The organism is Peptoniphilus lacydonensis (assembly GCF_900106515.1).
Lineage (GTDB): Bacteria > Bacillota > Clostridia > Tissierellales > Peptoniphilaceae > Peptoniphilus_A > Peptoniphilus_A lacydonensis.
Genome location: NZ_FNWF01000003.1, coordinates 1,358,679 through 1,380,643 on the forward strand (window position 1 = coordinate 1,358,679; position 21,965 = coordinate 1,380,643).

Annotated in this window: 27 protein-coding genes; 24 read left to right on the forward strand and 3 right to left on the reverse strand. The window is 31.0% G+C overall.

Translation table 11 applies throughout. From position 1 onward, the window contains the following. Positions 1 to 13 precede the first annotated feature (13 nt). The 18 genes from rplO to ftsH all read left to right on the forward strand — a co-directional run bounded on the left by rplO (position 14) and on the right by ftsH (position 11,470). A complete protein-coding gene (rplO, locus tag BQ5450_RS08185) occupies positions 14 to 463 on the forward strand; it encodes a 50S ribosomal protein L15 (protein WP_010244366.1) in 450 nt (149 codons plus the stop codon). Then, entirely contained in the window at positions 463 to 1,743 is a 1,281-nt protein-coding gene (gene secY, locus BQ5450_RS08190; protein WP_010244363.1) for a preprotein translocase subunit SecY, read from the forward strand. The genes rplO and secY overlap by 1 nt, the downstream gene beginning before the upstream one ends. Positions 1,744 to 1,753: 10 nt before the next feature. Next, the gene (locus BQ5450_RS08195; protein WP_071126518.1) at positions 1,754 to 2,395 is read left to right on the forward strand and encodes an adenylate kinase; all 642 of its coding nucleotides are present in this window, start codon (positions 1,754 to 1,756) and stop codon (positions 2,393 to 2,395) included. A gap of 3 nt (positions 2,396 to 2,398) precedes the next feature. Further along, entirely contained in the window at positions 2,399 to 2,653 is a 255-nt protein-coding gene (locus tag BQ5450_RS08200) for a KOW domain-containing RNA-binding protein (RefSeq protein ID WP_010244358.1), read from the forward strand. A gap of 18 nt (positions 2,654 to 2,671) precedes the next feature. Beyond that, entirely contained in the window at positions 2,672 to 2,890 is a 219-nt protein-coding gene (infA, locus tag BQ5450_RS08205) for a translation initiation factor IF-1 (RefSeq protein ID WP_010244355.1), read from the forward strand. Between the two features lie 23 nt (positions 2,891 to 2,913). After that, positions 2,914 to 3,027: a 50S ribosomal protein L36 gene (gene rpmJ, locus BQ5450_RS08210; protein WP_010244353.1), complete on the forward strand. Its 114-nt coding sequence runs from the start codon at positions 2,914 to 2,916 to the stop codon at positions 3,025 to 3,027. 11 nt (positions 3,028 to 3,038) lie between these two features. Then, on the forward strand, positions 3,039 to 3,401 hold the full coding sequence (gene rpsM / locus BQ5450_RS08215; protein ID WP_010244351.1) for a 30S ribosomal protein S13: 363 nt from the start codon (positions 3,039 to 3,041) through the stop codon (positions 3,399 to 3,401). Between the two features lie 12 nt (positions 3,402 to 3,413). Next, on the forward strand, positions 3,414 to 3,809 hold the full coding sequence (rpsK, locus tag BQ5450_RS08220) for a 30S ribosomal protein S11 (RefSeq protein WP_010244349.1): 396 nt from the start codon (positions 3,414 to 3,416) through the stop codon (positions 3,807 to 3,809). A gap of 26 nt (positions 3,810 to 3,835) precedes the next feature. Next, entirely contained in the window at positions 3,836 to 4,783 is a 948-nt protein-coding gene (locus tag BQ5450_RS08225; RefSeq protein ID WP_010244347.1) for a DNA-directed RNA polymerase subunit alpha, read from the forward strand. A gap of 10 nt (positions 4,784 to 4,793) precedes the next feature. Further along, entirely contained in the window at positions 4,794 to 5,135 is a 342-nt protein-coding gene (gene rplQ, locus BQ5450_RS08230) for a 50S ribosomal protein L17 (RefSeq protein ID WP_010244344.1), read from the forward strand. A gap of 59 nt (positions 5,136 to 5,194) precedes the next feature. Continuing rightward, positions 5,195 to 6,112: an SAM-dependent methyltransferase gene (locus BQ5450_RS08235; RefSeq protein WP_071126519.1), complete on the forward strand. Its 918-nt coding sequence runs from the start codon at positions 5,195 to 5,197 to the stop codon at positions 6,110 to 6,112. A 133-nt stretch (positions 6,113 to 6,245) separates the two neighbouring features. Further along, positions 6,246 to 6,524 carry a non-specific DNA-binding protein Hbs gene (locus tag BQ5450_RS08240; RefSeq protein WP_010244339.1) on the forward strand — a complete coding sequence of 93 codons (279 nt, stop codon included), beginning with the start codon at positions 6,246 to 6,248 and terminating at the stop codon, positions 6,522 to 6,524. Between the two features lie 95 nt (positions 6,525 to 6,619). Continuing rightward, complete coding sequence (locus BQ5450_RS08245; RefSeq protein WP_010244336.1) at positions 6,620 to 6,862, forward strand: RNA-binding S4 domain-containing protein; 243 nt, start codon at positions 6,620 to 6,622, stop codon at positions 6,860 to 6,862. 32 nt (positions 6,863 to 6,894) lie between these two features. Beyond that, complete coding sequence (locus tag BQ5450_RS08250) at positions 6,895 to 7,209, forward strand: FtsB family cell division protein (RefSeq protein ID WP_071126520.1); 315 nt, start codon at positions 6,895 to 6,897, stop codon at positions 7,207 to 7,209. 16 nt (positions 7,210 to 7,225) lie between these two features. Continuing rightward, a complete protein-coding gene (locus BQ5450_RS08255) occupies positions 7,226 to 7,603 on the forward strand; it encodes a S1 RNA-binding domain-containing protein (protein WP_010244332.1) in 378 nt (125 codons plus the stop codon). An 18-nt stretch (positions 7,604 to 7,621) separates the two neighbouring features. After that, positions 7,622 to 8,980 (forward strand): tRNA lysidine(34) synthetase TilS, encoded by a 1,359-nt coding sequence (tilS, locus tag BQ5450_RS08260; RefSeq protein ID WP_010244330.1) that lies wholly within the window; start codon positions 7,622 to 7,624, stop codon positions 8,978 to 8,980. After that, positions 8,970 to 9,515, forward strand: a complete 546-nt coding sequence (hpt, locus tag BQ5450_RS08265; RefSeq protein ID WP_010244328.1) for a hypoxanthine phosphoribosyltransferase — start codon at positions 8,970 to 8,972, stop codon at positions 9,513 to 9,515. Before tilS ends, hpt begins: the two co-directional genes overlap by 11 nt. A 5-nt stretch (positions 9,516 to 9,520) precedes the next feature. Further along, positions 9,521 to 11,470 (forward strand): ATP-dependent zinc metalloprotease FtsH, encoded by a 1,950-nt coding sequence (gene ftsH / locus BQ5450_RS08270; RefSeq protein ID WP_010244326.1) that lies wholly within the window; start codon positions 9,521 to 9,523, stop codon positions 11,468 to 11,470. A gap of 236 nt (positions 11,471 to 11,706) precedes the next feature. Here the strand turns inward: ftsH and BQ5450_RS08275 are convergent, their stop codons facing one another. After that, positions 11,707 to 14,100, reverse strand: a complete 2,394-nt coding sequence (locus tag BQ5450_RS08275) for a transglycosylase domain-containing protein (protein WP_071126521.1) — start codon at positions 14,098 to 14,100, stop codon at positions 11,707 to 11,709. Positions 14,101 to 14,265: 165 nt separating this feature from the next. Further along, positions 14,266 to 14,802 (reverse strand): biotin transporter BioY, encoded by a 537-nt coding sequence (locus BQ5450_RS08280; RefSeq protein WP_071126522.1) that lies wholly within the window; start codon positions 14,800 to 14,802, stop codon positions 14,266 to 14,268. A gap of 240 nt (positions 14,803 to 15,042) precedes the next feature. On the opposite strand from BQ5450_RS08280, the gene BQ5450_RS08285 reads away from it, so the two are divergent. The 3 genes from BQ5450_RS08285 to BQ5450_RS08295 are packed head-to-tail and all read left to right on the forward strand — an operon-like array spanning position 15,043 to position 17,077. Continuing rightward, positions 15,043 to 15,825: a type III pantothenate kinase gene (locus BQ5450_RS08285; protein ID WP_010244322.1), complete on the forward strand. Its 783-nt coding sequence runs from the start codon at positions 15,043 to 15,045 to the stop codon at positions 15,823 to 15,825. Positions 15,826 to 15,835: 10 nt separating this feature from the next. Then, positions 15,836 to 16,768 (forward strand): tRNA dihydrouridine synthase DusB, encoded by a 933-nt coding sequence (dusB, locus tag BQ5450_RS08290; protein ID WP_083379760.1) that lies wholly within the window; start codon positions 15,836 to 15,838, stop codon positions 16,766 to 16,768. A 48-nt stretch (positions 16,769 to 16,816) separates the two neighbouring features. Continuing rightward, entirely contained in the window at positions 16,817 to 17,077 is a 261-nt protein-coding gene (locus BQ5450_RS08295) for a hypothetical protein (RefSeq protein WP_010244318.1), read from the forward strand. A gap of 65 nt (positions 17,078 to 17,142) precedes the next feature. Here the strand turns inward: BQ5450_RS08295 and BQ5450_RS08300 are convergent, their stop codons facing one another. After that, complete coding sequence (locus BQ5450_RS08300; protein WP_071126523.1) at positions 17,143 to 18,105, reverse strand: IS30 family transposase; 963 nt, start codon at positions 18,103 to 18,105, stop codon at positions 17,143 to 17,145. Between the two features lie 256 nt (positions 18,106 to 18,361). On the opposite strand from BQ5450_RS08300, the gene BQ5450_RS08305 reads away from it, so the two are divergent. The 3 genes from BQ5450_RS08305 to lysS all read left to right on the forward strand — a co-directional run bounded on the left by BQ5450_RS08305 (position 18,362) and on the right by lysS (position 21,835). After that, positions 18,362 to 18,988 carry a hypothetical protein gene (locus tag BQ5450_RS08305; protein WP_071126524.1) on the forward strand — a complete coding sequence of 209 codons (627 nt, stop codon included), beginning with the start codon at positions 18,362 to 18,364 and terminating at the stop codon, positions 18,986 to 18,988. 440 nt (positions 18,989 to 19,428) lie between these two features. Beyond that, the gene (gene greA / locus BQ5450_RS08315; RefSeq protein ID WP_010244316.1) at positions 19,429 to 19,902 is read left to right on the forward strand and encodes a transcription elongation factor GreA; all 474 of its coding nucleotides are present in this window, start codon (positions 19,429 to 19,431) and stop codon (positions 19,900 to 19,902) included. A 43-nt stretch (positions 19,903 to 19,945) separates the two neighbouring features. Next, positions 19,946 to 21,835, forward strand: coding sequence for a lysine--tRNA ligase (gene lysS, locus BQ5450_RS08320; protein ID WP_071126606.1), 1,890 nt, complete (start codon positions 19,946 to 19,948; stop codon positions 21,833 to 21,835). Positions 21,836 to 21,965 lie beyond the last annotated feature (130 nt).

Sequence of the window (21,965 nt, forward strand, 5' to 3'; positions counted from 1 at the left end):
GGAGGTGTACCTAATGAAGTTACATGACTTAAGACCAAATGAAGGCGGCGGAGTTAAAGCTAGAAAAAGAGTAGGTCGTGGAATTGGTTCCGGTACTGGCAAAACTTCTGGCAGAGGTCACAAAGGACAAAATGCAAGAAGTGGCGGAGGAGTTAGACCTGGTTTTGAAGGTGGACAAATGCCACTATTTAGACGTCTTCCAAAAAGAGGATTTACAAATAACTTTAAGAAAGAATATGCAGTATTAAATGTAGCAGATCTTAATGTATTTGAAGAAGGAACTGAAATCACTCCTGAATTCTTAATAGAAAATAATTATGTAAAAGCTGCAAAAGCTAAAGACGGAATTAGAATTTTGGGAGATGGTGAATTAAATGTTAAATTAACTGTTAGAGCTCAGCATTTCTCAAAATCTGCTAAAGAAAAAATTGAGGCTTGCGGAGGAAAGGCCGAGGTGATCTAATGTTATCCACTTTTAAGGAAGCATGGAAAGTAGAGTCACTTCGAAAGAAGATGCTTTTCACTTTATTTATGCTTCTAATTTATAGACTTGGATCTCATATTCCAGTTCCATATATGAATTCACAAGTTATTTCACAACTTATGAGCGGGGCTGATGGATCAATCTTTTCCTTCCTTGACTTAATGGCAGGAGGAAACTTTAGACGATTTACAATTTTTGCTGCAAACATATATCCCTATGTAACAGCATCAATTATTCTTCAACTTTTGACAATTGCAATTCCATCTCTTGAATCTTTGGCTAAAGAAGGAGAAACTGGAAGAAAAGCAATTGCAAAATATACTAGATATTTATCAATCGCAATAGCTCTTGTACAAGCTATTGGATATACTTTTGGATTTTTTAGAACTGCCATTAATGCTACAACTACTATTGAATATATAACTGTTATTATCTCAATAGTTGCAGGTACAGCAATTTTAGTTTGGATAGGAGAACAAATTACTGAACATGGAATTGGAAATGGTATTTCAATATTAATTTTTGCAGGTATTGTTTCAAGATTTCCAATTGATATTGCTAAGTCCATAGCACTTGTTAAAGCTGGTCAAGCAAGTCCTGTTTTCTTAGTGCTATTCGTAATAATTTCAATTGCAATTGTTGTATTTGTTGTTACACTTACTGAAGGTGAAAGAAGAATTCCTGTTCAATATGCAAAAAGAGTTGTAGGAAGAAAAATGTATGGTGGACAATCTACTCATATTCCTATTAAAGTTTTGATGACTGGTGTAATGCCAATTATCTTTGCCAATTCACTTCTTGCAATTCCAGCTACTATTGCAATGTTTACAAGTGAATCAACAAGAAATTGGATTCAAAAATGGTTAACTCCTGCAGGAGGACCTGGAGCTGTGATTTATATAATTTTCACAGTAATTTTGATTGTATTCTTTACTTTCTTCTATACGACAATTCAATTTAATACTGTTGAGTATTCTAAAAATTTACAAGCTAATGGCGGATTTATTAGTGGCATTAGAGCAGGAAAACCAACAAGTGATTATCTTGGAAGAACTTTAAATAGATTAGTTATGCCGGGTGCAATTGCACTTTCTATACTTGCAATTCTTCCAACAATTTTAACAATGGTTTCAAAACTTCCATTTAACTATGGTGGAACTTCAATCATTATCGTAGTTGGTGTTGTGCTTGAAATTCATAGGATATTAGAACAACAATTGATTATGAGAAATTATCGTGGTTTCTTAAAGAATAAATAGGGGGCATTATATGAAATTAGTTATATTGGGACCTCCAGGAGCAGGCAAAGGCACACAAGCTGAATATATTGTAGATAAATACAATATTCCACATATTTCAACTGGAGATATCTTTAGAGAAAATATTAAAAATAATACAGAACTTGGAAAAAAAGCAAAGTCATATATGGACAAAGGTCTTTTAGTTCCAGACGAACTAGTAATTGCACTTGTTGAAGATAGACTTAACAAGGATGATGCAAAAGATGGATTTTTGCTAGATGGTTTTCCAAGGACTGTAGCTCAGGCAGTAAGTCTTGATTCAATTTTGGATAAGAATAATGAAAGGCTTACTAAAGTAATTAATATTTCAGTTGATCCTGAGATTTTAATTGAAAGAGCTGTTGGAAGACGTGTATGTAAAACTTGTGGTATGACTTATCATGTAAAATTCAATCCTCCAAAAGAAGATGGAATTTGTGATAAAGATGGTACTAAGCTTATTCAAAGAGATGACGATACTGAAGAAACTGTAAAGACAAGAATTTCAGTTTACTTTGATCAAACTGCACCTCTTATTGACTATTACAGAGCACAAAATCTTCTTATTGATATTGATGGTGCAAAAGATATTGACAAAGTATTTGAAGATATAGTGACTGGTTTAGAATAGATAATGGATAATACATTTAGTCTTTTGAGAGGACAAGTTGTAAGATCCAAAAAAGGGAGAGACGAGGGAAAAGTATTTGTAATCACAGAGATTATAGATGAGAATTTTCTCTATCTAGTTGATGGGAAACTTAGAAAGCTAGATCGACCAAAGAAAAAAAAGGTAAAACATCTTTATATTTATAACAGTTTTGTTGATCTTGATATAAAAGATTTAAATGACAGTTATATTAGAAAGAAACTATTACCTTATAGCTAAAGGAGGATCCTTAATAATATGGCTAAAGAAGATGTAATAGAAGTCGAAGGCGTTGTTGTGGACGCTCTTCCCAATACTCAGTTCAAAGTAGAACTTGAAAACGGACATATCATACTTGCTCATATTTCAGGTAAATTGAGAATGAATTATATTAGAATTCTCCCTGGTGATAAGGTGACAGTTGAGCTTTCACCTTATGATCTTACAAGGGGTAGAATAACTTGGAGAAAAAAATAGTCCTAAAGTTAGGAGGCATTTAAATGAAGGTAAGACCATCTGTAAAAAAGATGTGCGAAAAGTGCAAAATAATTAAGAGAAACGGAAAAGTAATGGTAATTTGCGAAAATCCGAAACATAAACAAAGACAGGGATAAGGGAGGTAATTATGGCTAGAATTTCCGGTGTAGATTTACCGAGAGAAAAGAGAGTTGAAATTGGACTCACTTATATTTACGGTATAGGAAAACCTAGAGCTCAAGCAATTTTAACTGCTGCAGGTGTTGATTTCGACACTCGTGTTAAAGATTTGACAGAAGCTGAACTTGCTAAAATCAGAGAAGAAATAGATAAATATCACGTAGAAGGAGATTTGCGTCGTGACGTTGCAATGAATATTAAAAGACTTCGTGAAATCAACTGCTACCGTGGAAGAAGACATAAAGCAGGTCTTCCTGTTAGAGGACAAAAGACTAAGACAAATGCTAGGACAAGAAAAGGTCCTAAGAAACTTGTTAGTAAAGGTAAGTAAGGGAGGACTTTGATGGCTAAAAAACAAAAAACTACACGTTCAAGAAGACGTGTACGTAAAAATATTGAAAAAGGAGAAGCTCATATAGCTTCAACATTTAATAACACTATGGTTACTCTTACTGATGTTAATGGAAATGTTATTTCTTGGGCAAGTGCTGGACAACTTGGATTTAGAGGTTCAAGAAAGTCAACTCCTTTTGCAGCACAAGAAGCAGCACAAGAAGCGGCTGAAAAAGCTAAGGAACATGGACTTAAGAGTGTTGACGTATATGTTAAGGGTCCTGGTTCAGGAAGAGAAGCTGCAATTAGATCTCTCCAAGCATCAGGTCTTGAAGTAACTATGATTAAAGATGTTACTCCAATTCCTCACAATGGATGTAGACCACCAAAACGTAGAAGAGTCTAAACTATTTGTCGAAAAGGAGGGTACCCATGATAGAAATTGAAAAACCTAGAATTAGTATTGAAGAATTAGATGAGTCAGGTTTATATGGCAAGTTTGTTGTCGAACCACTAGAAGCAGGATTTGGTATCACTATTGGAAATTCCTTAAGAAGAGTGTTACTTTCCTCTTTACCTGGCGCAGCGGTATCTTTTATAAATATACGTGGCGTTGAACATGAATTTGATACAATTCCTGGTGTATTGGAAGATGTACCTGAAATAGTTTTAAATATTAAATCTATAGTTTTAAAGATGACTGAAGATGAGCCAGTAAAACTAACAATAGAAAAAAAAGGCAAGGGAGAAATTAAAGCTTCAGATATTGAGCTTGCACCTCATGTAACGGTTATTAATCCAGATCAACATATAGCTACTTTAAATGACGATGCTGATTTTTATCTTGAGATGATGGTTGAAAAAGGAAGAGGTTATGAACCTTCTGAGCTTAAAAAAGATGAAATAACTGAAATTGGTGTTATTCCAATGGATTCTAACTTTACGCCTGTTGAAAAAGTAAACTGGAAAGTCGAAAATACAAGAGTTGGCCAAAGAACTGATTATGATAGATTGATCCTTGAAGTCACAACAGATGGTTCAATGAAAGCAGATGAAGCTACATCTCTTGCGGCAAAAATCTTGACAGAGCATCTTGAACTTTTCATTGGTCTTAAAGAACATGTCAGTGAAATAAATTTGATGGTTGAAAAAGAAGAAGATCAAAAAGAAAAGGTTCTTGAAATGACAGTTGAAGAATTAGATTTATCTGTTAGATCGTTTAACTGTTTAAAAAGAGCTGGAATAAATAGCGTTGAGGAACTAACTAATAAGACTGAGAGCGAAATGATGAAAGTAAGAAATCTTGGAAGGAAATCTTTGCAAGAAGTTACTGAGAAGCTTGAAGAATTAGGACTTAGTCTCAAATCTGAAGAAGAATAAGGAGGGTATTATGGCAAAAAATAGAAAACTTGGCCGTAATTCAAGTCATAGACGTGCAATGCTTAGAAACCTTGTTACTTCTCTTTTACGTGAAGGTAGAATTCAAACTACTCACACTAGAGCAAAGGAAGTTCAAAGAATTGCAGATCGAATGATTACGCTTGGAAAAAGAGGCGATCTTCATGCAAGAAGACAAGCTTTAGCATATATTTATTCAGAAGATGTTGTAACAAAAGTATTTGATGAATATGCAGAAAAATATGCTGATAGAAATGGTGGATACACTAGAGTATTGAAAGTTGGTCCAAGACGTGGAGACGGTGCAGAAATTTCAATTATAGAATTAGTATAAGGAAATCCAATGGGGTTTCCTTTTTTTAATTGTTTTAATATAATATATTTGGTGATAATATGATAAATGTTGTTGGACTTGGTTCTACTTCTTCAAAAGATTTGACACTTGAGGCAGTAGAAATTATGAAGAATGGAAATAATAATTATTTAAGGACAGATAATCATGATTCTGTAAAATTTTTTAAAGAAAATAAAATTTCTTATGAGTCTTTTGATTATCTATATGAAGAATCAGAAAGTTTTGAGGATGTTTACAATAAAATTGTAGATTTTTTAATTGAAAAATCAAAAAAAGGTGATATAAATTATTTTGTTCCGGGAAATCCCTTTGTGGCAGAAAAAACAGTGAAACTTTTATTAAATAGTGATGTTGACATAAATATTACTAGTGGTATTTCTTTTATTGAGCCTGTACTTGCAGCAGTAGGTCGTGACGCTGTTGATGGTCTTTTGTTTTTAGATTCTTATGCAAATAGATTTGATTTTGATTTAAGAAGGGACACATTAATTACTCAAATTTATAACAAAAGGATTGCATCTGATGTTTCTCTTTCATTGCAAGAAGTTTATAGAGAAAATGATTTAGCTTATGTAATTACTAATGCTGGACTTGAGGATGAAATTGTAAGGGAAATAGAGATCTATAAGCTTCCAAGAATTGAAGATTATAATCATCAATCCTGTGTATACATACCTAGAACTAGTGGAAGTAGTTTTAATGTTTTGTTTTCTAAAATAAATAATTTGTTGCGTGATGAAGATATTTTTTTAGATGAAGAAATTTTTGAGAAAATGAAATCAGAAGTTATAAAAAAATCAAAGAACCTTTCTATGGATTTTGAAAATGAGGAAGATATTCTAATTTACTCATTAATTTTGATTTTGTTAAAATATAATGAAGGTATAATTGATTTGCGAGATATTTTAGAAGAAATGGATAAAAAATTGGATAAAATAGCGATTTTTTTCAAATAAGTGTAGAAAATAAAGTCAACATGAGTTATAATTGTAACAGTCTTAGGTTTGCGTACCCACTTGCGAGTGCGTAATTTTTTTGATATTGCAATTCTAAGAAAAGATTAAAAAAATTCTTCAAGGAGGATATAAAATGAACAAATCAGAATTAGTAGCAAGCATTGCTGAAAAATCAGGTCTTACAAAAAAAGATGCTGAACAAGCTTTAAATGGATTTTTAACTTCAGTTCAAGAAGCTCTTGCTGATGGAGAAAAAGTTCAATTAGTTGGATTTGGTACTTTCGAAGTTAGACAAAGAAAAGCTAGAGAAGGAAGAAACCCTAGAAATCCAGAAGAAGTTATTAAAATTCCTGCATCTAAAGCTCCAGTTTTTAGATCAGGTAAGGCTCTTAAAGAAGCTGTTAATAAGTAATAAAAAAGAAGGCAATGCCTTCTTTTTTTATGCAATTTTTTTCTTTGTATTGAAATTTTCTTGTTTTTTTGATATATTCATAAGTGGAGTGGATTATGAGATTAGATAAATTTTTGAAAAACTCAAGACTTATAAAGAGAAGGACTGTGGCAAAAGAAGCTTGTGAAAAGGGTCTTGTTAAGATAAATGAAAAGGTAGCAAAACCTTCTGAAGATGTAAATATTGATGATATTATTTCTCTAAAACTTGGTGATAAGGAAATAAAAGTAAGAGTCAAAGATATTTCTGATGTTAATAGCAAGCGTGATGCACAGACTCTTTATGATAGGATTAGTTAAAGGATTTTTTGATTTAAATTGGAGCGGGTTTTATGAATGTTAAAAGAAAAAAATTTCCATTGGCACTTGCTATTATTATTTTAATCTCTGCTTTATATGGTTCTGTAAAAATTGGAAAGTCTATTTCTTTAAAAAAACAGAAACTTGAAATAATTTCAGAAAATAATAGAGAAATCTCTAATTTAAAACTTGAAATAGATAATTTAAATTCTGAGCTTGAGAATTCTTCTTCAACTGATTTTATTGAGAAAGTTGCCAGAGAAGAACTTGGAATGGTGAAGCCAAGAGAAGTAGTTTATGTTGATAAAAATAAGGATAAAACTTCAAAAACTGAAGGGTTAAAATAAAATTTAGGAGGAAATTATGGATTTATCGCCAGGCGATATTGTAGATGGTGTTGTTACTAAAGTCACTAAATTTGGTGCTTTTGTTGATTTAGGAGAAGGTAAAAGTGGTTTAGTACATATTTCAGAAATTGCAGATACTTTTGTAAAGAATATATCAGATCATATTTCTGAGGGTGACGAAGTAAAGGTAAAAGTTCTTAGTATTGATGAGAAGGGAAAGATTGCTCTTTCTATTAAGGATGCCATAGAAAAAAAAGAAGAACCTAAAGAAGAAAAAGTAGATGCCAAATTTGAAGATTTGTTAAGCAAGTTTATGAAGGAAAGTAATACTAAGCTTGATGAAGCTAGAGCAAGGTATAATCAAAAGACAAAGAAAAGGAATTCTAGAAATTAGTGAGTGGTTGGCTATCTTTTGATAGTTATACCACTATTTTTTATTATGGATATTTTATTTTATGAAAATTTAAAAAAGTTAAAGATTGTTAATAAAGGGGATAAACTCACTCTTGCTGTTTCAGGTGGGGCTGATTCAATGTATCTTTTTTATAATCTTATGGATTTAAAAGATGAACTTGATCTCGATATAATTGTGTGTCATTTAAATCATGGGGTTAGAAGTACAGCCAAAAGGGATGAAGATTTTGTCAAAAGTATTTGTGAAAAATACAATGTAAAATGTGTTGCAAAGACAGTGAATATGAACGATTTTGCAAAAGCTAATAAAATATCTTCTGAAGAAGCGGGAAGAATTTTGAGATATTCTTTTTTTAGAGAAAATTCTAAGGATAGAAAAATTTTAACTGCTCATAATGCCAATGATCTCGTAGAAACAGTTTTATTTAATATTATTAGAGGAACAGGGCTAAAGGGTTTAGTTGGTTTTTCTAAGGAGAAAGGCAATATTTTTAGACCGTTAATAGATATTAAAAGGGAAGACATAGAATATTATTTGCATAAGAATAATTTAAAGTATTTTGATGATGAAACTAATTTTGAAGATATTTATACTAGAAATAAAATAAGACTTAATTTAATTCCTAGGTTAAAAGAGTTGAATCCAAATATTTTAGATTCAGTTATAAGACTTTCTGAGAATGCAAGTGATGCAAATGATTTTATTGAAGATGTTGTAAAGGAAAATTATGAAAAAATAGTTATTGATAATTATTTTGTCGCAGATGAAATTTTAAATATTCACAAATTTTTAGCTTGTGAAATTATAAAGAAATATTTGGAAGAAAATTTTTATGATAAAAATATTTTAAATAGAAATAATATTTTAAATATTTATGATTTATTTAATAGCGAGAGTGGAAAAGAAATAGATCTTGGGAAAAATATGGTGGCTAGAAAATCTTATGGCAAAGTTATTATTGAAGAAAAGAAGTCTAAGGTTAAAAAGGAAAAATTCTATTTAGAATATGGTGAAAATCGCACAGATTTTGGGGATATTTTTATTTCAAAAGATCTGTTATATACTGGTAGTGATAACTTTATAAAAGTAATAGATTGTGATAAAATTAAAGGTAAGCTTTATGTTAGAACTAGAAAGAGGGGAGATAAATTTAAGCCCCTTGGAATGAAAAATAATAAGAAATTAAAGGACTATTTCATTGATAGAAAAGTAGATAGACTTTCAAGAGATGAGATAGGTCTTATTTGTGATGATGAAAAAATAGTCTGCGTAATTGGCATGGATATTTCTGAAGATGTCAAAGTGGATAAAAAAACTTTTAATAAACTCAATTTGGAGGTTAAAAATGTCTTGTGATATTAAAGAAGTTCTTTATTCTGAAGAAGAAATTCAAAATAAAGTTAAGGAACTTGGAGAAAAAATTACAGAGGATTATGAGGGAAAAAATCTTTTTCTTTTGGGAATATTAAAGGGTGCAGTTCCCTTTATGGCAGATATTATGAGAAGAATAGATTTGGATCTTGAATATGATTTTATGGATGTGTCTAGTTATAAGGGAACTCGATCCCTTGGAGAAGTTAGAATTTTAAAGGATATTTCTACTTCAATAGTTGGAAAGGACATATTAATTGTTGAAGATATTATTGATACTGGAATTACACTATCTTATCTGACTAAGGTTTTAAAATCAAGAGGGGCAAATTCTATTGAAATTGTAACTATGCTTTCAAAACCTAGTAGAAGAAAAGTTGAACTTCCTGTAAAATATAATGGATATGAAATAGAAGATAATTTTGTAATTGGATATGGAATGGATTATGATGAAAAATACAGAGCTCTTCCTTTTATTGGAATACTTGATGAGTCTGTGTATTTAAATGATGAGGAGTGATATTTTTGAATAAAAAATTTGGAGGAGCTGGGTTTTATATTGTCTTAATACTTGTACTTTTGACAACAATTAAATTTTTTAGCCCCCCCGCAACGACTATTGAAGAAAAAAGTTTTACAGAATTTGTAAGTGAGCTTGACAAGGGAAATGTTAAAAGTGTAAAACTTCAAAATGGAGTAGATTCTATTGCAAGTGTACAGTTAAAAAAAGGTGATTCATTTAAAACTGTAATACCTCAGGAAGCATCAGATACTTTTTATGCTGATTATTTAAAAGATAAAAATGATGCTGGAGAGATTGATGTCTTATCTACACCTACTAAACAGACTTCTGTCTTTGCAGAATGGATTCCAACACTTCTCATGTTTGGAGTTTTGATTTTCTTTTGGTATAGAATGATGCAACAAGCTGGAGCTGGCGGCGGAAAGATGAATTCCTTTGGAAAGAGTAAAGCCAAACTTATAAATAAAGAAAATTCTAAAAATTTGGTTAAGTTTAAGGACGTTGCTGGTCTTGAAGAAGAGAAAGAGGAACTTTCAGAAATTGTAGATTTCTTAAAAAATCCAAAGAAATTTATAAATATGGGAGCAAGAATTCCAAAAGGAGTTCTTTTAGTAGGGCCTCCAGGAACTGGAAAAACTTATCTTTCAAAATCTGTGGCAGGAGAAGCAGGAGTTCCCTTCTTTATAATGAGTGGTTCTGACTTTGTGGAAATGTTTGTTGGAGTGGGAGCTTCAAGAGTTAGAGATTTATTTGAAAATGCAAAAAAGAATGCACCTTGTATAATTTTTATAGATGAAATTGATGCAGTGGGAAGAAGAAGAGGAGCAGGTCTTGGCGGAGGTCATGATGAAAGAGAACAAACTCTAAATCAACTCTTAGTAGAGATGGATGGATTTGGAACTAATGAAGGAGTAATAGTAATGGCTGCGACAAATAGAGCAGACATACTTGATCCGGCAATTCTTAGACCAGGGAGATTTGATAGAACAGTTTATGTAGGAAAGCCAGATGTGCGTGCAAGAAAAGCAATTTTAGAAATACATTCAAGGGGCAAAAAGCTTTCAAAAGATGTAGATTTAGAAGTTATAGCAAAAAGAACTCCTGGATTTACTCCAGCTGATCTTGAGAATCTTATGAATGAATCAGCACTTTTGGCTGCAAGACAAGGCAATAGCGAAATTTCTATGGAAGATGTAGACGAAGCTTCAATAAAAGTCCAAGCAGGTCCTGCAAAAAAATCTCGTGTAGTTTCTGAAAAAGAAAGAAAGTTGACAGCAGTACACGAATCAGGACATGCTATTGTTTCAAGACTTCTTCCAGAGGAAGATCCAGTTCATATGATTACAATAATTCCAAGGGGGATGGCTGGAGGGTTTACAGCATATCTTCCTGAAGATGATGTATCCTTTATGACTAAGAAGAAAATGGAGGCATCTATAATTTCTCTTTTGGGTGGAAGGGTTGCAGAATCCCTTGTCCTAGATGATATTTCAACAGGAGCTTCAAATGATATTGAGAGAGCAACAAAAATTGCTAGAGCAATGGTGACACAATATGGTATGAGCGAAAGACTTGGAACGATAAATTATGATTCTTCAGAAAATGAAGTCTTTATAGGACGTGATCTTGGACGTTCAAAGGATTATTCTGAAAGGACAGCAGCTGAAATCGATGAAGAAGTTTCAAGAATAGTAAATGAAGCTTATTCAGAGTGTAAAGAACTCTTAAGTGAGAATTTAGATAAACTAATTGCTCTTTCTGATGCACTTTTAGAAAAAGAAACTATTTATTCAAAAGATTTTGAAAAGATTTTTAATGGAGAAAAGTTAGATGAAGAATCCATTGATATTGACGATTCAATAAAAATAACAGATCTTTCTGATGAAGCTCGCAATATAATGGATAAGAAAGATGAGGAAAAAAAGAAAGAAAATATTGAAGAAAATAAGTAGAATAAAATATAAAGGATTTAAAATTGGTCTCTGCGAAAAGAGGCCTTTTTGTTTTGTATAAAATAAATTCAAATGTGATTTAAATTTATTTAGAAATTTATCTAAATGAATTTTATAATTATAAAACTCAAGTTAGACAGGTTCTAAATATATGAAAGGAGATTTTTAAAGATTCATTTATATTGTACAAAAAAACTGCTGATAAACTTTCAAAGCTTCAGCAGTTTTAATTTTATTTAATTATTATTGTTGTTATCATTGTTTTCAGAAGAAAGTATTGACTTTGATGATTTTTTGTTGTTATTGTTATTGTCATCATCGTTGGATTCTTTTTTCGTTGAACTAGATGATCTGTACCAACCCAGTTTATTTGTATAATGTGGTTTAGTTCCATCTACAAAAATTTCTCGTCTACCATTTACATATTTAGTGTAAATTCCATCAGGTTTTTCAAATTCTTTTTTGTCTAAATCTTCGTGCATAGTTTTCATAATTTGTTTCCAAAGATATGCAGATTGAGTGGAACCAAAAGAAAGTTTTTGATGTTTGTCATTGCCAATCCAAACTGAGCAAGTGTAGTATGGAGTGTAGCCAACAAACCAAACATCTTTTTTATCATTAGTTGTACCAGTTTTACCTGCTATTTCTTGACCAGCAAAGGAAGCATTTCTACCAGTACCTCTACTTACTACATCTTTTAACATATCTGTCAAGATATACGCATTTTCTGGAGAAGTAATTTCTTTTTCTTCAGGATTAACTTCGTAAATAGTTTCTCCAGTGTTTGAAACAATTTTTGAAACTACATAAGGATCTGCGTACTTTCCTTCATTAGATAATGTTGTAAAAGCTCCTGCCATTTCAAGTGGACTTATGCCAGAAGTCATACCACCAAGAGTTAATGGAGAGTATGCCAAATCGTTGTAGGTTGGATTATCTTCTTTTTCCACAATTGAAGTAACACCAATGGATTTTAATGTTTCAACCATTTTTGCAATTGATTCGTCATCGTCGTAGGATTTTGTGTAAGTTGAGTTTTGATTAATCTTTGCGTCTTTATCTGCAGATATATCTCTTGCAACTTGGAAAGCACCTACATTTGAAGATTGGCGTAAAAGGTTTCTTATTGTAGTCCAACCTTGGTAATAATTTCCGGCATTTCTTGGAGAGTGATTGCCAAATAAATTTTGTGGCATCTTTGCGTCAAGATAAATATCTCCAGCAGTTGCTCCATTATTAAATGCAGTTAAATAAACAGAAATTGGTTTAATAGATGATCCAGGTTGCCTTGGGACTACAGCTCTATTTAAAAGTCTTCCTCCACTTACATTTCTCCCCCCAACAAGGGCTTTAACTTCATGAGTGTGTTGATCTATTATTACTGATGCAACTTGTGGCTGAATTATTCCATTTTTTTCTCTAAATTCTCCATAATAGTATTTTGGATTTGACACAACTTCTTCAAGAGTTCGTTGCATCTTTATATCCATTGGAGTATAAATTTTAAGTCCGCCTTTAAATAATTTGTTTGTGGCTTCCTCTTTAGAATATCCAGAATTCATCAAGATTTTGATGGTGTTTTTTTGAACTACATCTGTATAGAAGGAAGAAATACCACTTTCTCTACGAGAGCCAATTTTAATTTCAATTTTTTCATTTAAGGCGTTTTCATAGTCTTCATTTGTTATTAAGTTTCTCTCAGCCATTTTCTTTAAGACTAACTTTTGTCTTTCACTAGAAGTTTCGTTGAAGACAGCTTTAACAGGCATTAGCATATCATTTTTTATTTGAATTAGTTCAAAATTATCAATTTGTCCAAGTTCATTTAAAGTTTTTGAAATTTCAATAATTCGATCAGAATTTGGCTTTGAGTTTTCATTTTTGGGAAGAAGGACGACTTCTATATTTCCAAGATCATCTGAATCCTCGATGTTTTGAGTATTGTAGGGTGTGTATTTTTCAGGTAAGTTTGTAACCCCTGCTATAAGAGCACACTCTGCAAGGTCGAGTTCAGAAACATCTTTGTTAAAGAAAGTTTTTGCTGCAGCTTGTACACCAACAGTTCCTTTGGAAAAGCCTGCAGAATTTAAGTAAGCTTCTAGAATTTGTTCTTTAGTAAGTTTTTGTTCAATCTGATATGAATAGTAAATGTCAGTTATTTTTCTAACGATGCTCTTGGAGAAAGATGTGTATAAATTCTTTGCAAGTTGCATAGTAATTGTAGAAGCACCTTGGTCAAAGGATTTAGTTTTTATGTCGTGAACAAGTGCACCGGCAACTCTTTTATAATCTACTCCATTGTGTTCAAAGAATCTTTCGTCTTCAATTGCTACAATGGCATTTATTAAATCTTTTGGCATTTCCTCGTAGGGAACAAATTCACTAAACTCGTCAGATACTAATGATTCAATTAGTTTTCCGTCATTTGAATAAATCCTTGAAGTTTCAGAAAGTTGAGATCTGTATTCAGTAGGATCTATTACAGGAGCTTTTTTAATAATACCAAGCACAACAGCAGTTACCATAGAACCTAAAATAATTATTGTAGCTAAAATTACAAGTAATATTATTTTTATTACGCCTGATAGTTTTATCATTCCACGAGGTTTATTCTTTTTGGAATTTTTCATAATAACCTCCTATTTAGTTATTATAACAGAATTTTAATCATATAACTATAATAAATATATATAGAAAAATCCCATCACAAGGATGAGATTTTTCAAAAATTATTCTATTATTATAAAAATTAAAAAATATTTAAAAATTTTTTTATAAAACAGTTTTTAATAAAATTATTTCAACTCTTTTAAAATTCTTGGAGTAATAATTGCTGCCACAACTGCCTTAGCTAGGTCTGGAATTATAAAAGGAATCATACCAATAGTAAAGACCTTTGATATATCCATAGGATTTCCCATTACATTATTTAAAATGTGATACATATAAGGAAGACCAATTGCATAAAAGATAACTTCTGCAAGAATAAGGATAAGCATAATCTTTTTAAAGTTTTTTTCTCCATGAGCAAATTTAGAAATAAATGCTGCTCCAATTGCAAAAGCAATTAAAAATCCAAAGCTTGGAGAAAAAATTGATTGAATACCTCCGTGAAATCCTGCGAAAATTGGAAGACCAATTAAACCTAATAGTATATATATAATTACTGTTAAAAAAGCATAGGAGGGAGTAAGTATTAGTCCTGTCATAAACACAAAGAAGTTTTGCAAAGTGAAAGGAACTGGTCCAATTGGTATAGTTATAAAGGCTCCCACTGCTAATAGTGCAACTAAAAGTGCAATTTTTGTTATGTCTTTTGTTTTTATTTTCATTTTAACCTCCAGGGTCTATATTACACAATGTTTACCACAAAGTCAATGAGGTTAACTAAATTTTATTTAATAAACTATTTTATAATTTTAAGGCTACATTTTGATTAAACAAATTTAAAATTACACATAATATAATAAAAGGAAGAATAATGTAAACAGAAAAGATTTTTAACAATAATTTAGTTGAAAGTGAGCTTTATACAATATATAATGAAAACAATTTGTTAAATGAGGTGTAAAATGTTATTAGTAATAGATGTTGGGAATACTTCCATAACTTGGGGTGTTTATAAGGGTGATGAACTTGTAAATGATTTTAGAACTTCCACTGTAAAGACTAGGACATCAGATGAATATGGACTTATTTTTATAGAAACTCTAACTCATGCAAATATTGATCCACAAGATATTGAAGATGTAATTATTTCATCAGTTGTTCCAAACCTTATGCACACACTTCCTTCAATGATTAGAAAATATTTTAATAAAAATCCAATGATAGTAAGTGCAGATTTGAACTTGGGACTTAATATAAAATATGACAATCCAAAAGAAGTTGGTGCAGATAGAATTGTGAATGCAGTTGGAGCACTAGAACTTTATGGAGAGAAATCAATTATAGTTGACATCGGAACTGCTATGACTTTTTGTGTAATTGATGAAGAAAAAAATTATCTTGGAGGTTTGATTATGCCAGGTATTGGGATTTCTGCTGAAGCTCTTTTTATGATGACTTCAAAGCTTCCAAAAATTGAAATAATTGCACCAGATAGAGTTATTCAATCAAATACAGTTGGAGCAATGCAATCTGGACTTTACTACGGGTATACTGAGATGATTGATGGAATAGTTGCGAAACTTTTAAAAGAACTAAATTGGAAAGAAGAGGAAACTAAAATTATTTCAACTGGTGGTTTCTCCACAATGTTGACAGAAGATTCTAAATATAATTTTATAATCAATAAGTTCTTGACACTTGAGGGGCTTAAAATTATATACGAGAAAAATAGAAAGATAGATTGAGAGTGATTTTTTGTTAAAAATTTTAGCACCAATGGCAGGATACACTGACATAGCTTTTAGAGAAGTTGCAACAGAAAAAGGTGCAGATATAACTGTAACTGAAATGGTGTCTGCAATGGCACTTGTTTACCAAAATAAAAAGACAATTGATTTATTAGATATTTCTCCAAGAGAGAAAAAAGTTTCTGTTCAAATTTTTGGAAGTGATCCAAAAATTATGGGTGAGGCAGCTTCTATTTTAAATGATTACAATTTTTCTTATGTTGATATAAACATGGGCTGTCCTGCTCCAAAAATTGTAAAAAATAAGTCTGGATCATATCTATTAAGTGATCCTTCACTTGTATATGACATTGTAAAATCTGTTGTGGAAAATTCAAAAAAGCCAGTATCTGTAAAAGTGAGAAAGGGAATTGGCGGAATGTCTTCTATAAAAGCCATAAAAAATATTGAAGCAGCGGGTGCAAGTTTTGTAACAGTCCATGGTAGAACGAGAGAAGAATATTACACAGGAAAAGCAGATTGGGACTATATAAAAGAAGTTAAAGAAAATGTAAAAATTCCTGTAATTGGAAATGGCGACATTGAAACACCAGAAGATGCAATTGAAAAAATAAATTATTCAAAGGTCGACGGAGTGGCAATAGGTCGCGGTGCTGTGGGTAACCCATACATCTTTAATCAAATTGAAGAATTATTAAAAACTGGAGATTACAAAAAAACAAGTGATAGAGAAAAACTTCTACTCATGATTGATGAGCTTGAGAGAAAGATAAAGTACAGAGGAGAAAAACTTGGTGTTCTTGAGATGAGAAAAGTTTATTCCGATTATTTTAAAGGAATGAAGGACTCAAAGGAAGTTAGAAATAAATTAAACACCCTAAAGGACAAAGATGAGATAATAGAAGTTATAAGAGATTATATATCTAATTTAGATTTATAATTTTTTAAAATTCAAATTTAGTTTTAGGTTTTAAAGGGAGGACTCTATATGTTTTATTCATTAGCGGTTTTGGGAATCATTGTATACTTGTTAAATCACAAGAAAAATTCAATTAGGAGATTGCCAGTCTTAATTGGATTAACTGTAGCATCTTATATAATATTTACAATTTTTTTTAAAAAATTTAATATTTATAGCAAAATGACTTTTTACGATTTTTGTTCCTATTTAGTAATAGGCTGTGCAATAGACAATTTAATTTTTTTCTATCAAAATAAGAATAAGGAAAAAGAAAATAAAGTTAAATAGATTTTAAAACTCTGTGATGAAAGTTGCAGAGTTTTTATTTATAGAAAAATTTTTTCAAATATAAATTACAAGAATAAGTTAGCCACTTCAGGAAGATCTAAAGGACATTTATAATTAAACATCTTTCTAGGGTAATGATTCATCCATGATTCTATATCAGCCACAGCTTTAGCTGTGGCTGATTGCGTCCCTTTAGGTAGCCACCTACGAATCATCCTATTTGCATTTTCATTTGTTCCTCGTTCATAAGAGGAATAAGGATGGGCATAATAAATAGGACAATCCATAACTTCTTCTAAATGCATAAATTCAGATCCATTATCTGCTGTAATGGATTTAAAGTTATACTGTTTTGATAATTTCTTTAATACTTCATGAACACTTTCAGCTCTCTTATCTTTAATTAAACGGACAATTTCATACCTAGTCTTACGGTCTGTTAACGTGAGTAATTGTTCTCCCTTGGTTTTGTTAAAAATCACTAAGTCAATTTCAAAATGACCAACTTCTTCACGATTTTCAATAACTTTTGGACGCAAATCAATAGAGAGCCCACCCCTTTTTCGAATATCCTTTGTTTTTTTATGAAAAGTCTTTTTCCTTTTCCTAGGATAGATTAAATCCTTTTTACAAATACCTTTAATCCATCCCTTTTCTATCCAGGAATAAATAGTCGAAAAACAATGCATACCTTTCTTTTGAGAAATAACTTCAGGAGATAACTTATTCAAGATACCTGCTCTTATAATTTCATCTTTTTCAGGAGACCAAACACTAGTCTTACCAACGGCCATTCGATTCCAATCATAATGGTTTTGAGCCATATCGGCAGAATATTCTACAAATCCACCATTAAAAGACAAATCAACTAGACCCCTATTTATTTCATTATTAATCGTTTGAGGAGCCTTACCAAGTAGCTTAGCAATTTCTCTATTTGATTTTTTATCTTTATTTTTCCAACGTTCAATTAATAATCGTTCAGTGTATGTTAAATGCTTTCCTTTTGTGTTATTATTATCTTGCATCTTGATGGGTACTCCTTTGTATTTTTTGTTTTATTACATTGTACCCGAGGGATGCTTTTTTATGTTCTTAGGTGGCTAATTTAAATATACAATTTATAAAAATTATACACTTTATTTATCATACTAGACAACTAAATCATAATTTGATATAATTGTGTTGAAAGCGATAGCAATATTTTTTTGAGGTGATTCCAATGTATAAATAATTTTAAGATAAAAACGTTATACAATTTAGAATTATTTATGAAGGAATATTATGAAAAAAAGATTTTTATGTTTTATGTTGGGATTGGCTTTTTTAACAAATATAGTGACTGTATCTTATGCAATGGATACTAGAGATGAAAATAGGTTTTTAAATGAAAATAGCTATAAAAGTAATGAATTATATAATACTCTTGTTGATGTAGGTTTTAGTGATGAAGAAATAATCGAACTTTATCAAAGAGAAGCTGATAATTCAGGAATAGACTTTAAACTTCCGGAAATACTACAAAATAAGACAAATATTAGTAAAGTTGTTTCACAAAATACAAGTCCCAAGACTATGATGTTATACGCTAATAATGGAGACGTTAGACATAGAACTATATCAATAAATTTTGATAAAATTGCAAGATATTGTGGATGGGCAGGAAATGGATCTTCAGCATTATTTATTATTAATCAAGTTACAAAGGATCAATTTACCAAGGCTTTAATAGCTAGCTCAGGATTAGGATGGGCTTTTATAATGGTTAAGGTTGCTGAAACTATTTTTTCATCACTAGCTAAATCTCATACAGGAGTTGATTTATATATTACAGAAAGATACCAATATGATGAATATGAAGGTTTTGGAAAATGGTATTTAGTAGATGCTGATTATAGGTTTTGGAGATGATAAGTATGCCTTTTTCTTTAACGATAATGTGGTTAATTGTGTATTTTATAAATCATAAAAGAAATTCTTTTAAGAGATTAAAAGTTTTACTACCAATTATCATTATAACAGTAGGAATTACTTACCTTATTGTTTATAAAATTTTTCATAATGGACTAGATCGTAATGATTTATTTAATTGTATAGCAATTTCCTGTACCATAGACAATTTAATTTATGTTTATCAAAAAAAGAATATGGAAAAAGAAAATAAAGTTAAATAAATTAAAATAATTTTAAAACTCTGTGATGAAAGTTGCAGAGTTTTTATTTATAGAAAAATTTTTTCAAATACTTTAAATTCTTGACATTTAGAGAACTATAAACTATAATAGCCTAGATTAAAAGGTTTGTTAAAGGGCGGATAACGCCTTATTTTTTATATATGAGGAGAGAGAATTTTGGCAAAGGATATATTTTTTACACCAGAAGGTTTAGAAAAAATTGAAAATGAAATTGAATATTTAAAAACTGTTAGAAGAAAGGAAGTTTCTGAAAGAATTAAAGTTGCCCTAGGTTATGGCGACCTTTCTGAAAACTCTGAATACGATGAAGCAAAAAACGAACAAGCGCAAGTTGAAGAAAGAATTGCAAAACTTGAAATGATGGTTCGCAATGCTAAGATTATAGATGAAAAAGATTTAAATACAGATGTAGTTAATATTGGTTCAAATGTAAAAGTTAGAGAAGTTGAATCTCACGAAGAAGATGAATACACAATTGTTGGTTCTGCAGAAGCAGATCCCCTTGAAGGTAAAATTTCCAATGAATCGCCTGTTGGGTCTAAATTAATTGGCAGTCGTGTTGGCGATGTAGTTGAAGTTGAAGTTCCAGATGGAATTATAAAGTACGAAATTTGTGGAATAACTATTTAGGAGGCAGTTTGTGAAAAAGACAGAAGATGCAAAACTAAATGAAATGCTTTTGTTAAAAAGAAGAAAGCTAGATGAGTTAAAAAATGAAGGGAAAGATCCTTTTGTAAATGAAACTTACGATGTGACTGCTCACTCAAAGGACATTAAAGAAGAATTTAATGAAGATGAAGAGAGAGAAGTTTCCATTGCTGGTCGTGTAATGAGCAAAAGACGTCATGGAAAGATTTGTTTCTTAGATGTGAGAGATTCAGTTGGAACTATCCAAGTTTTTGCTAGAAAAGATGTCTTAGAAGATAAATATGAAGACGTCAAGGGACTTGACATTGGAGATATTATTGGTGTTAAGGGAATTGTATTTAAAACAGAAGCAGGTGAAATTACAGTTCGTGCAACTGATTTAACTTTACTTTCTAAATCACTTCAAATTCTTCCAGAAAAATTTCATGGACTTAAAGATCCAGACCTTAGATATAGACAAAGATATGTAGATTTAATCGTAAATCCAGAAGTAAAAGATGTATTTATAAAGAGAAATAAAATTATCAAAAAAATTAGAGAGTTTTTAGATAATAAAGGCTTCTTAGAAGTTGAAACACCAATACTTGGAACAGTAGCAGGTGGAGCAAATGCAAGACCTTTTTACACTCATCACAACACTCTTGATATTGATATGCAACTTAGAATTGCCAACGAACTTTTCTTAAAGAGATTAATTGTAGGTGGATTTGACAAAGTTTATGAAATGGGAAAAATGTTTAGAAATGAAGGAATGGATCCAAAACACAATCCTGAATTTACAAATATTGAACTTTATCAAGCTTATGCAGATTATGAAGAGATGATGAGAATAACTGAAAATCTATTTGAATATGTTGCAAAAGAAGTTTTGGGAACAGATACAATAAATTATCAAGGCACAGAAATTTGTTTAAAAGCTCCTTGGAAGAGAATTACAATGATTGACGCTGTTAAAAAATATGCTGATGTTGATTTTAACGAAATTGACACAGATGAAGATGCAAGAGAAGTTGCAAGAGAAAAGGGACTTGAAATATCTGAACATGATACATGGGGAAAAGTTTTATCAGAAATGTTTGAAGAGTTCTGTGAAGAACACCTTGTTGAACCAACTTTTGTAATTGGTCATCCAGTAGAAGTTTCACCACTTGCAAAAAGGAATCCAGAAGACAAAAGACTTACACAAAGATTTGAAGCTTTTATCAACACTTGGGAGTTTGCAAATGCTTTTTCAGAACTTAACGACCCAATAGATCAAAGAGAAAGATTTGAAGCACAAGTTAGAGAAAAAGAAGCAGGGGATGACGAAGCTCATCCAATGGATTCAGATTTTATTAATGCAATAGAAGTTGGACTTCCACCAACAGGAGGACTTGGAATTGGTGTTGACAGGATGATTGTGTTATTAACTGACCAACCAAGCATTAGAGATGTATTATTATTCCCAACAATGAAGCCAATAGGCTTAGAAAAGGCAGAAAATAAAGATTCGTCAAATGAAACTTACGAAACTTACGACAAACTTACGACAGAAAAAATCGACTTTTCAAAAGTAAAAGTTGAACCACTATTTGAAGATATGGTTGATTTTGATACATTCTCAAAATCTGATTTTAGAGTTGTAAAAGTTAAGAACTGCGAAGAAGTTCCAAAGTCAAAAAAACTATTGAAATTTACATTAGATGATGGTTCTGAAAAAGAAAGAATAATACTGTCAGGAATTAAAAATTTCTACAGTGCAGAGGAACTTGTGGGCAAAAAGTTAGTGGCGATAACAAACCTTCCACCAAGAAAAATGATGGGAGAAGAATCCTGTGGAATGCTTTTATCAGCAGTATGCGAATATGATGGAGAAGAACTTTTGAATTTAGTAATGGTAAATGAAAATATACTAGCTGGAGCAAAACTATATTAAAAGAATGCGCTAAAATTAAATAATAAATTATAAAGACGATAGAAAATTAAAATTCTATCGTTTTTTAATTAAAGGTGGTGAAATAAAGGCGAAAAATAATCTTGCAATACAAGAAAATAAAAAAAGTGGT

Bases quoted from the DNA above. Each gene is read 5' to 3' on its own strand.
- BQ5450_RS08200 (WP_010244358.1), top strand. From the start codon at position 2,399: ATGGATAATACATTTAGTCTTTTGAGAGGACAAGTTGTAAGATCCAAA.
- rplO (WP_010244366.1), top strand. From the start codon at position 14: ATGAAGTTACATGACTTAAGACCAAATGAAGGCGGCGGAGTTAAAGCT.
- BQ5450_RS08250 (WP_071126520.1), top strand. From the start codon at position 6,895: ATGAATGTTAAAAGAAAAAAATTTCCATTGGCACTTGCTATTATTATT.
- BQ5450_RS08255 (WP_010244332.1), top strand. From the start codon at position 7,226: ATGGATTTATCGCCAGGCGATATTGTAGATGGTGTTGTTACTAAAGTC.
- BQ5450_RS08305 (WP_071126524.1), top strand. From the start codon at position 18,362: ATGAAAAAAAGATTTTTATGTTTTATGTTGGGATTGGCTTTTTTAACA.
- BQ5450_RS08275 (WP_071126521.1), bottom strand. From the start codon at position 14,100: ATGAAAAATTCCAAAAAGAATAAACCTCGTGGAATGATAAAACTATCA.
- BQ5450_RS08235 (WP_071126519.1), top strand. From the start codon at position 5,195: ATGATAAATGTTGTTGGACTTGGTTCTACTTCTTCAAAAGATTTGACA.
- hpt (WP_010244328.1), top strand. From the start codon at position 8,970: ATGTCTTGTGATATTAAAGAAGTTCTTTATTCTGAAGAAGAAATTCAA.
- secY (WP_010244363.1), top strand. From the start codon at position 463: ATGTTATCCACTTTTAAGGAAGCATGGAAAGTAGAGTCACTTCGAAAG.
- lysS (WP_071126606.1), top strand. From the start codon at position 19,946: ATGCTTTTGTTAAAAAGAAGAAAGCTAGATGAGTTAAAAAATGAAGGG.
- BQ5450_RS08285 (WP_010244322.1), top strand. From the start codon at position 15,043: ATGTTATTAGTAATAGATGTTGGGAATACTTCCATAACTTGGGGTGTT.
- BQ5450_RS08295 (WP_010244318.1), top strand. From the start codon at position 16,817: ATGTTTTATTCATTAGCGGTTTTGGGAATCATTGTATACTTGTTAAAT.
- BQ5450_RS08245 (WP_010244336.1), top strand. From the start codon at position 6,620: ATGAGATTAGATAAATTTTTGAAAAACTCAAGACTTATAAAGAGAAGG.
- rplQ (WP_010244344.1), top strand. From the start codon at position 4,794: ATGGCAAAAAATAGAAAACTTGGCCGTAATTCAAGTCATAGACGTGCA.
- rpsK (WP_010244349.1), top strand. From the start codon at position 3,414: ATGGCTAAAAAACAAAAAACTACACGTTCAAGAAGACGTGTACGTAAA.
- rpmJ (WP_010244353.1), top strand. From the start codon at position 2,914: ATGAAGGTAAGACCATCTGTAAAAAAGATGTGCGAAAAGTGCAAAATA.
- rpsM (WP_010244351.1), top strand. From the start codon at position 3,039: ATGGCTAGAATTTCCGGTGTAGATTTACCGAGAGAAAAGAGAGTTGAA.
- BQ5450_RS08240 (WP_010244339.1), top strand. From the start codon at position 6,246: ATGAACAAATCAGAATTAGTAGCAAGCATTGCTGAAAAATCAGGTCTT.
- BQ5450_RS08300 (WP_071126523.1), bottom strand. From the start codon at position 18,105: ATGCAAGATAATAATAACACAAAAGGAAAGCATTTAACATACACTGAA.
- BQ5450_RS08225 (WP_010244347.1), top strand. From the start codon at position 3,836: ATGATAGAAATTGAAAAACCTAGAATTAGTATTGAAGAATTAGATGAG.
- BQ5450_RS08280 (WP_071126522.1), bottom strand. From the start codon at position 14,802: ATGAAAATAAAAACAAAAGACATAACAAAAATTGCACTTTTAGTTGCA.
- infA (WP_010244355.1), top strand. From the start codon at position 2,672: ATGGCTAAAGAAGATGTAATAGAAGTCGAAGGCGTTGTTGTGGACGCT.
- BQ5450_RS08195 (WP_071126518.1), top strand. From the start codon at position 1,754: ATGAAATTAGTTATATTGGGACCTCCAGGAGCAGGCAAAGGCACACAA.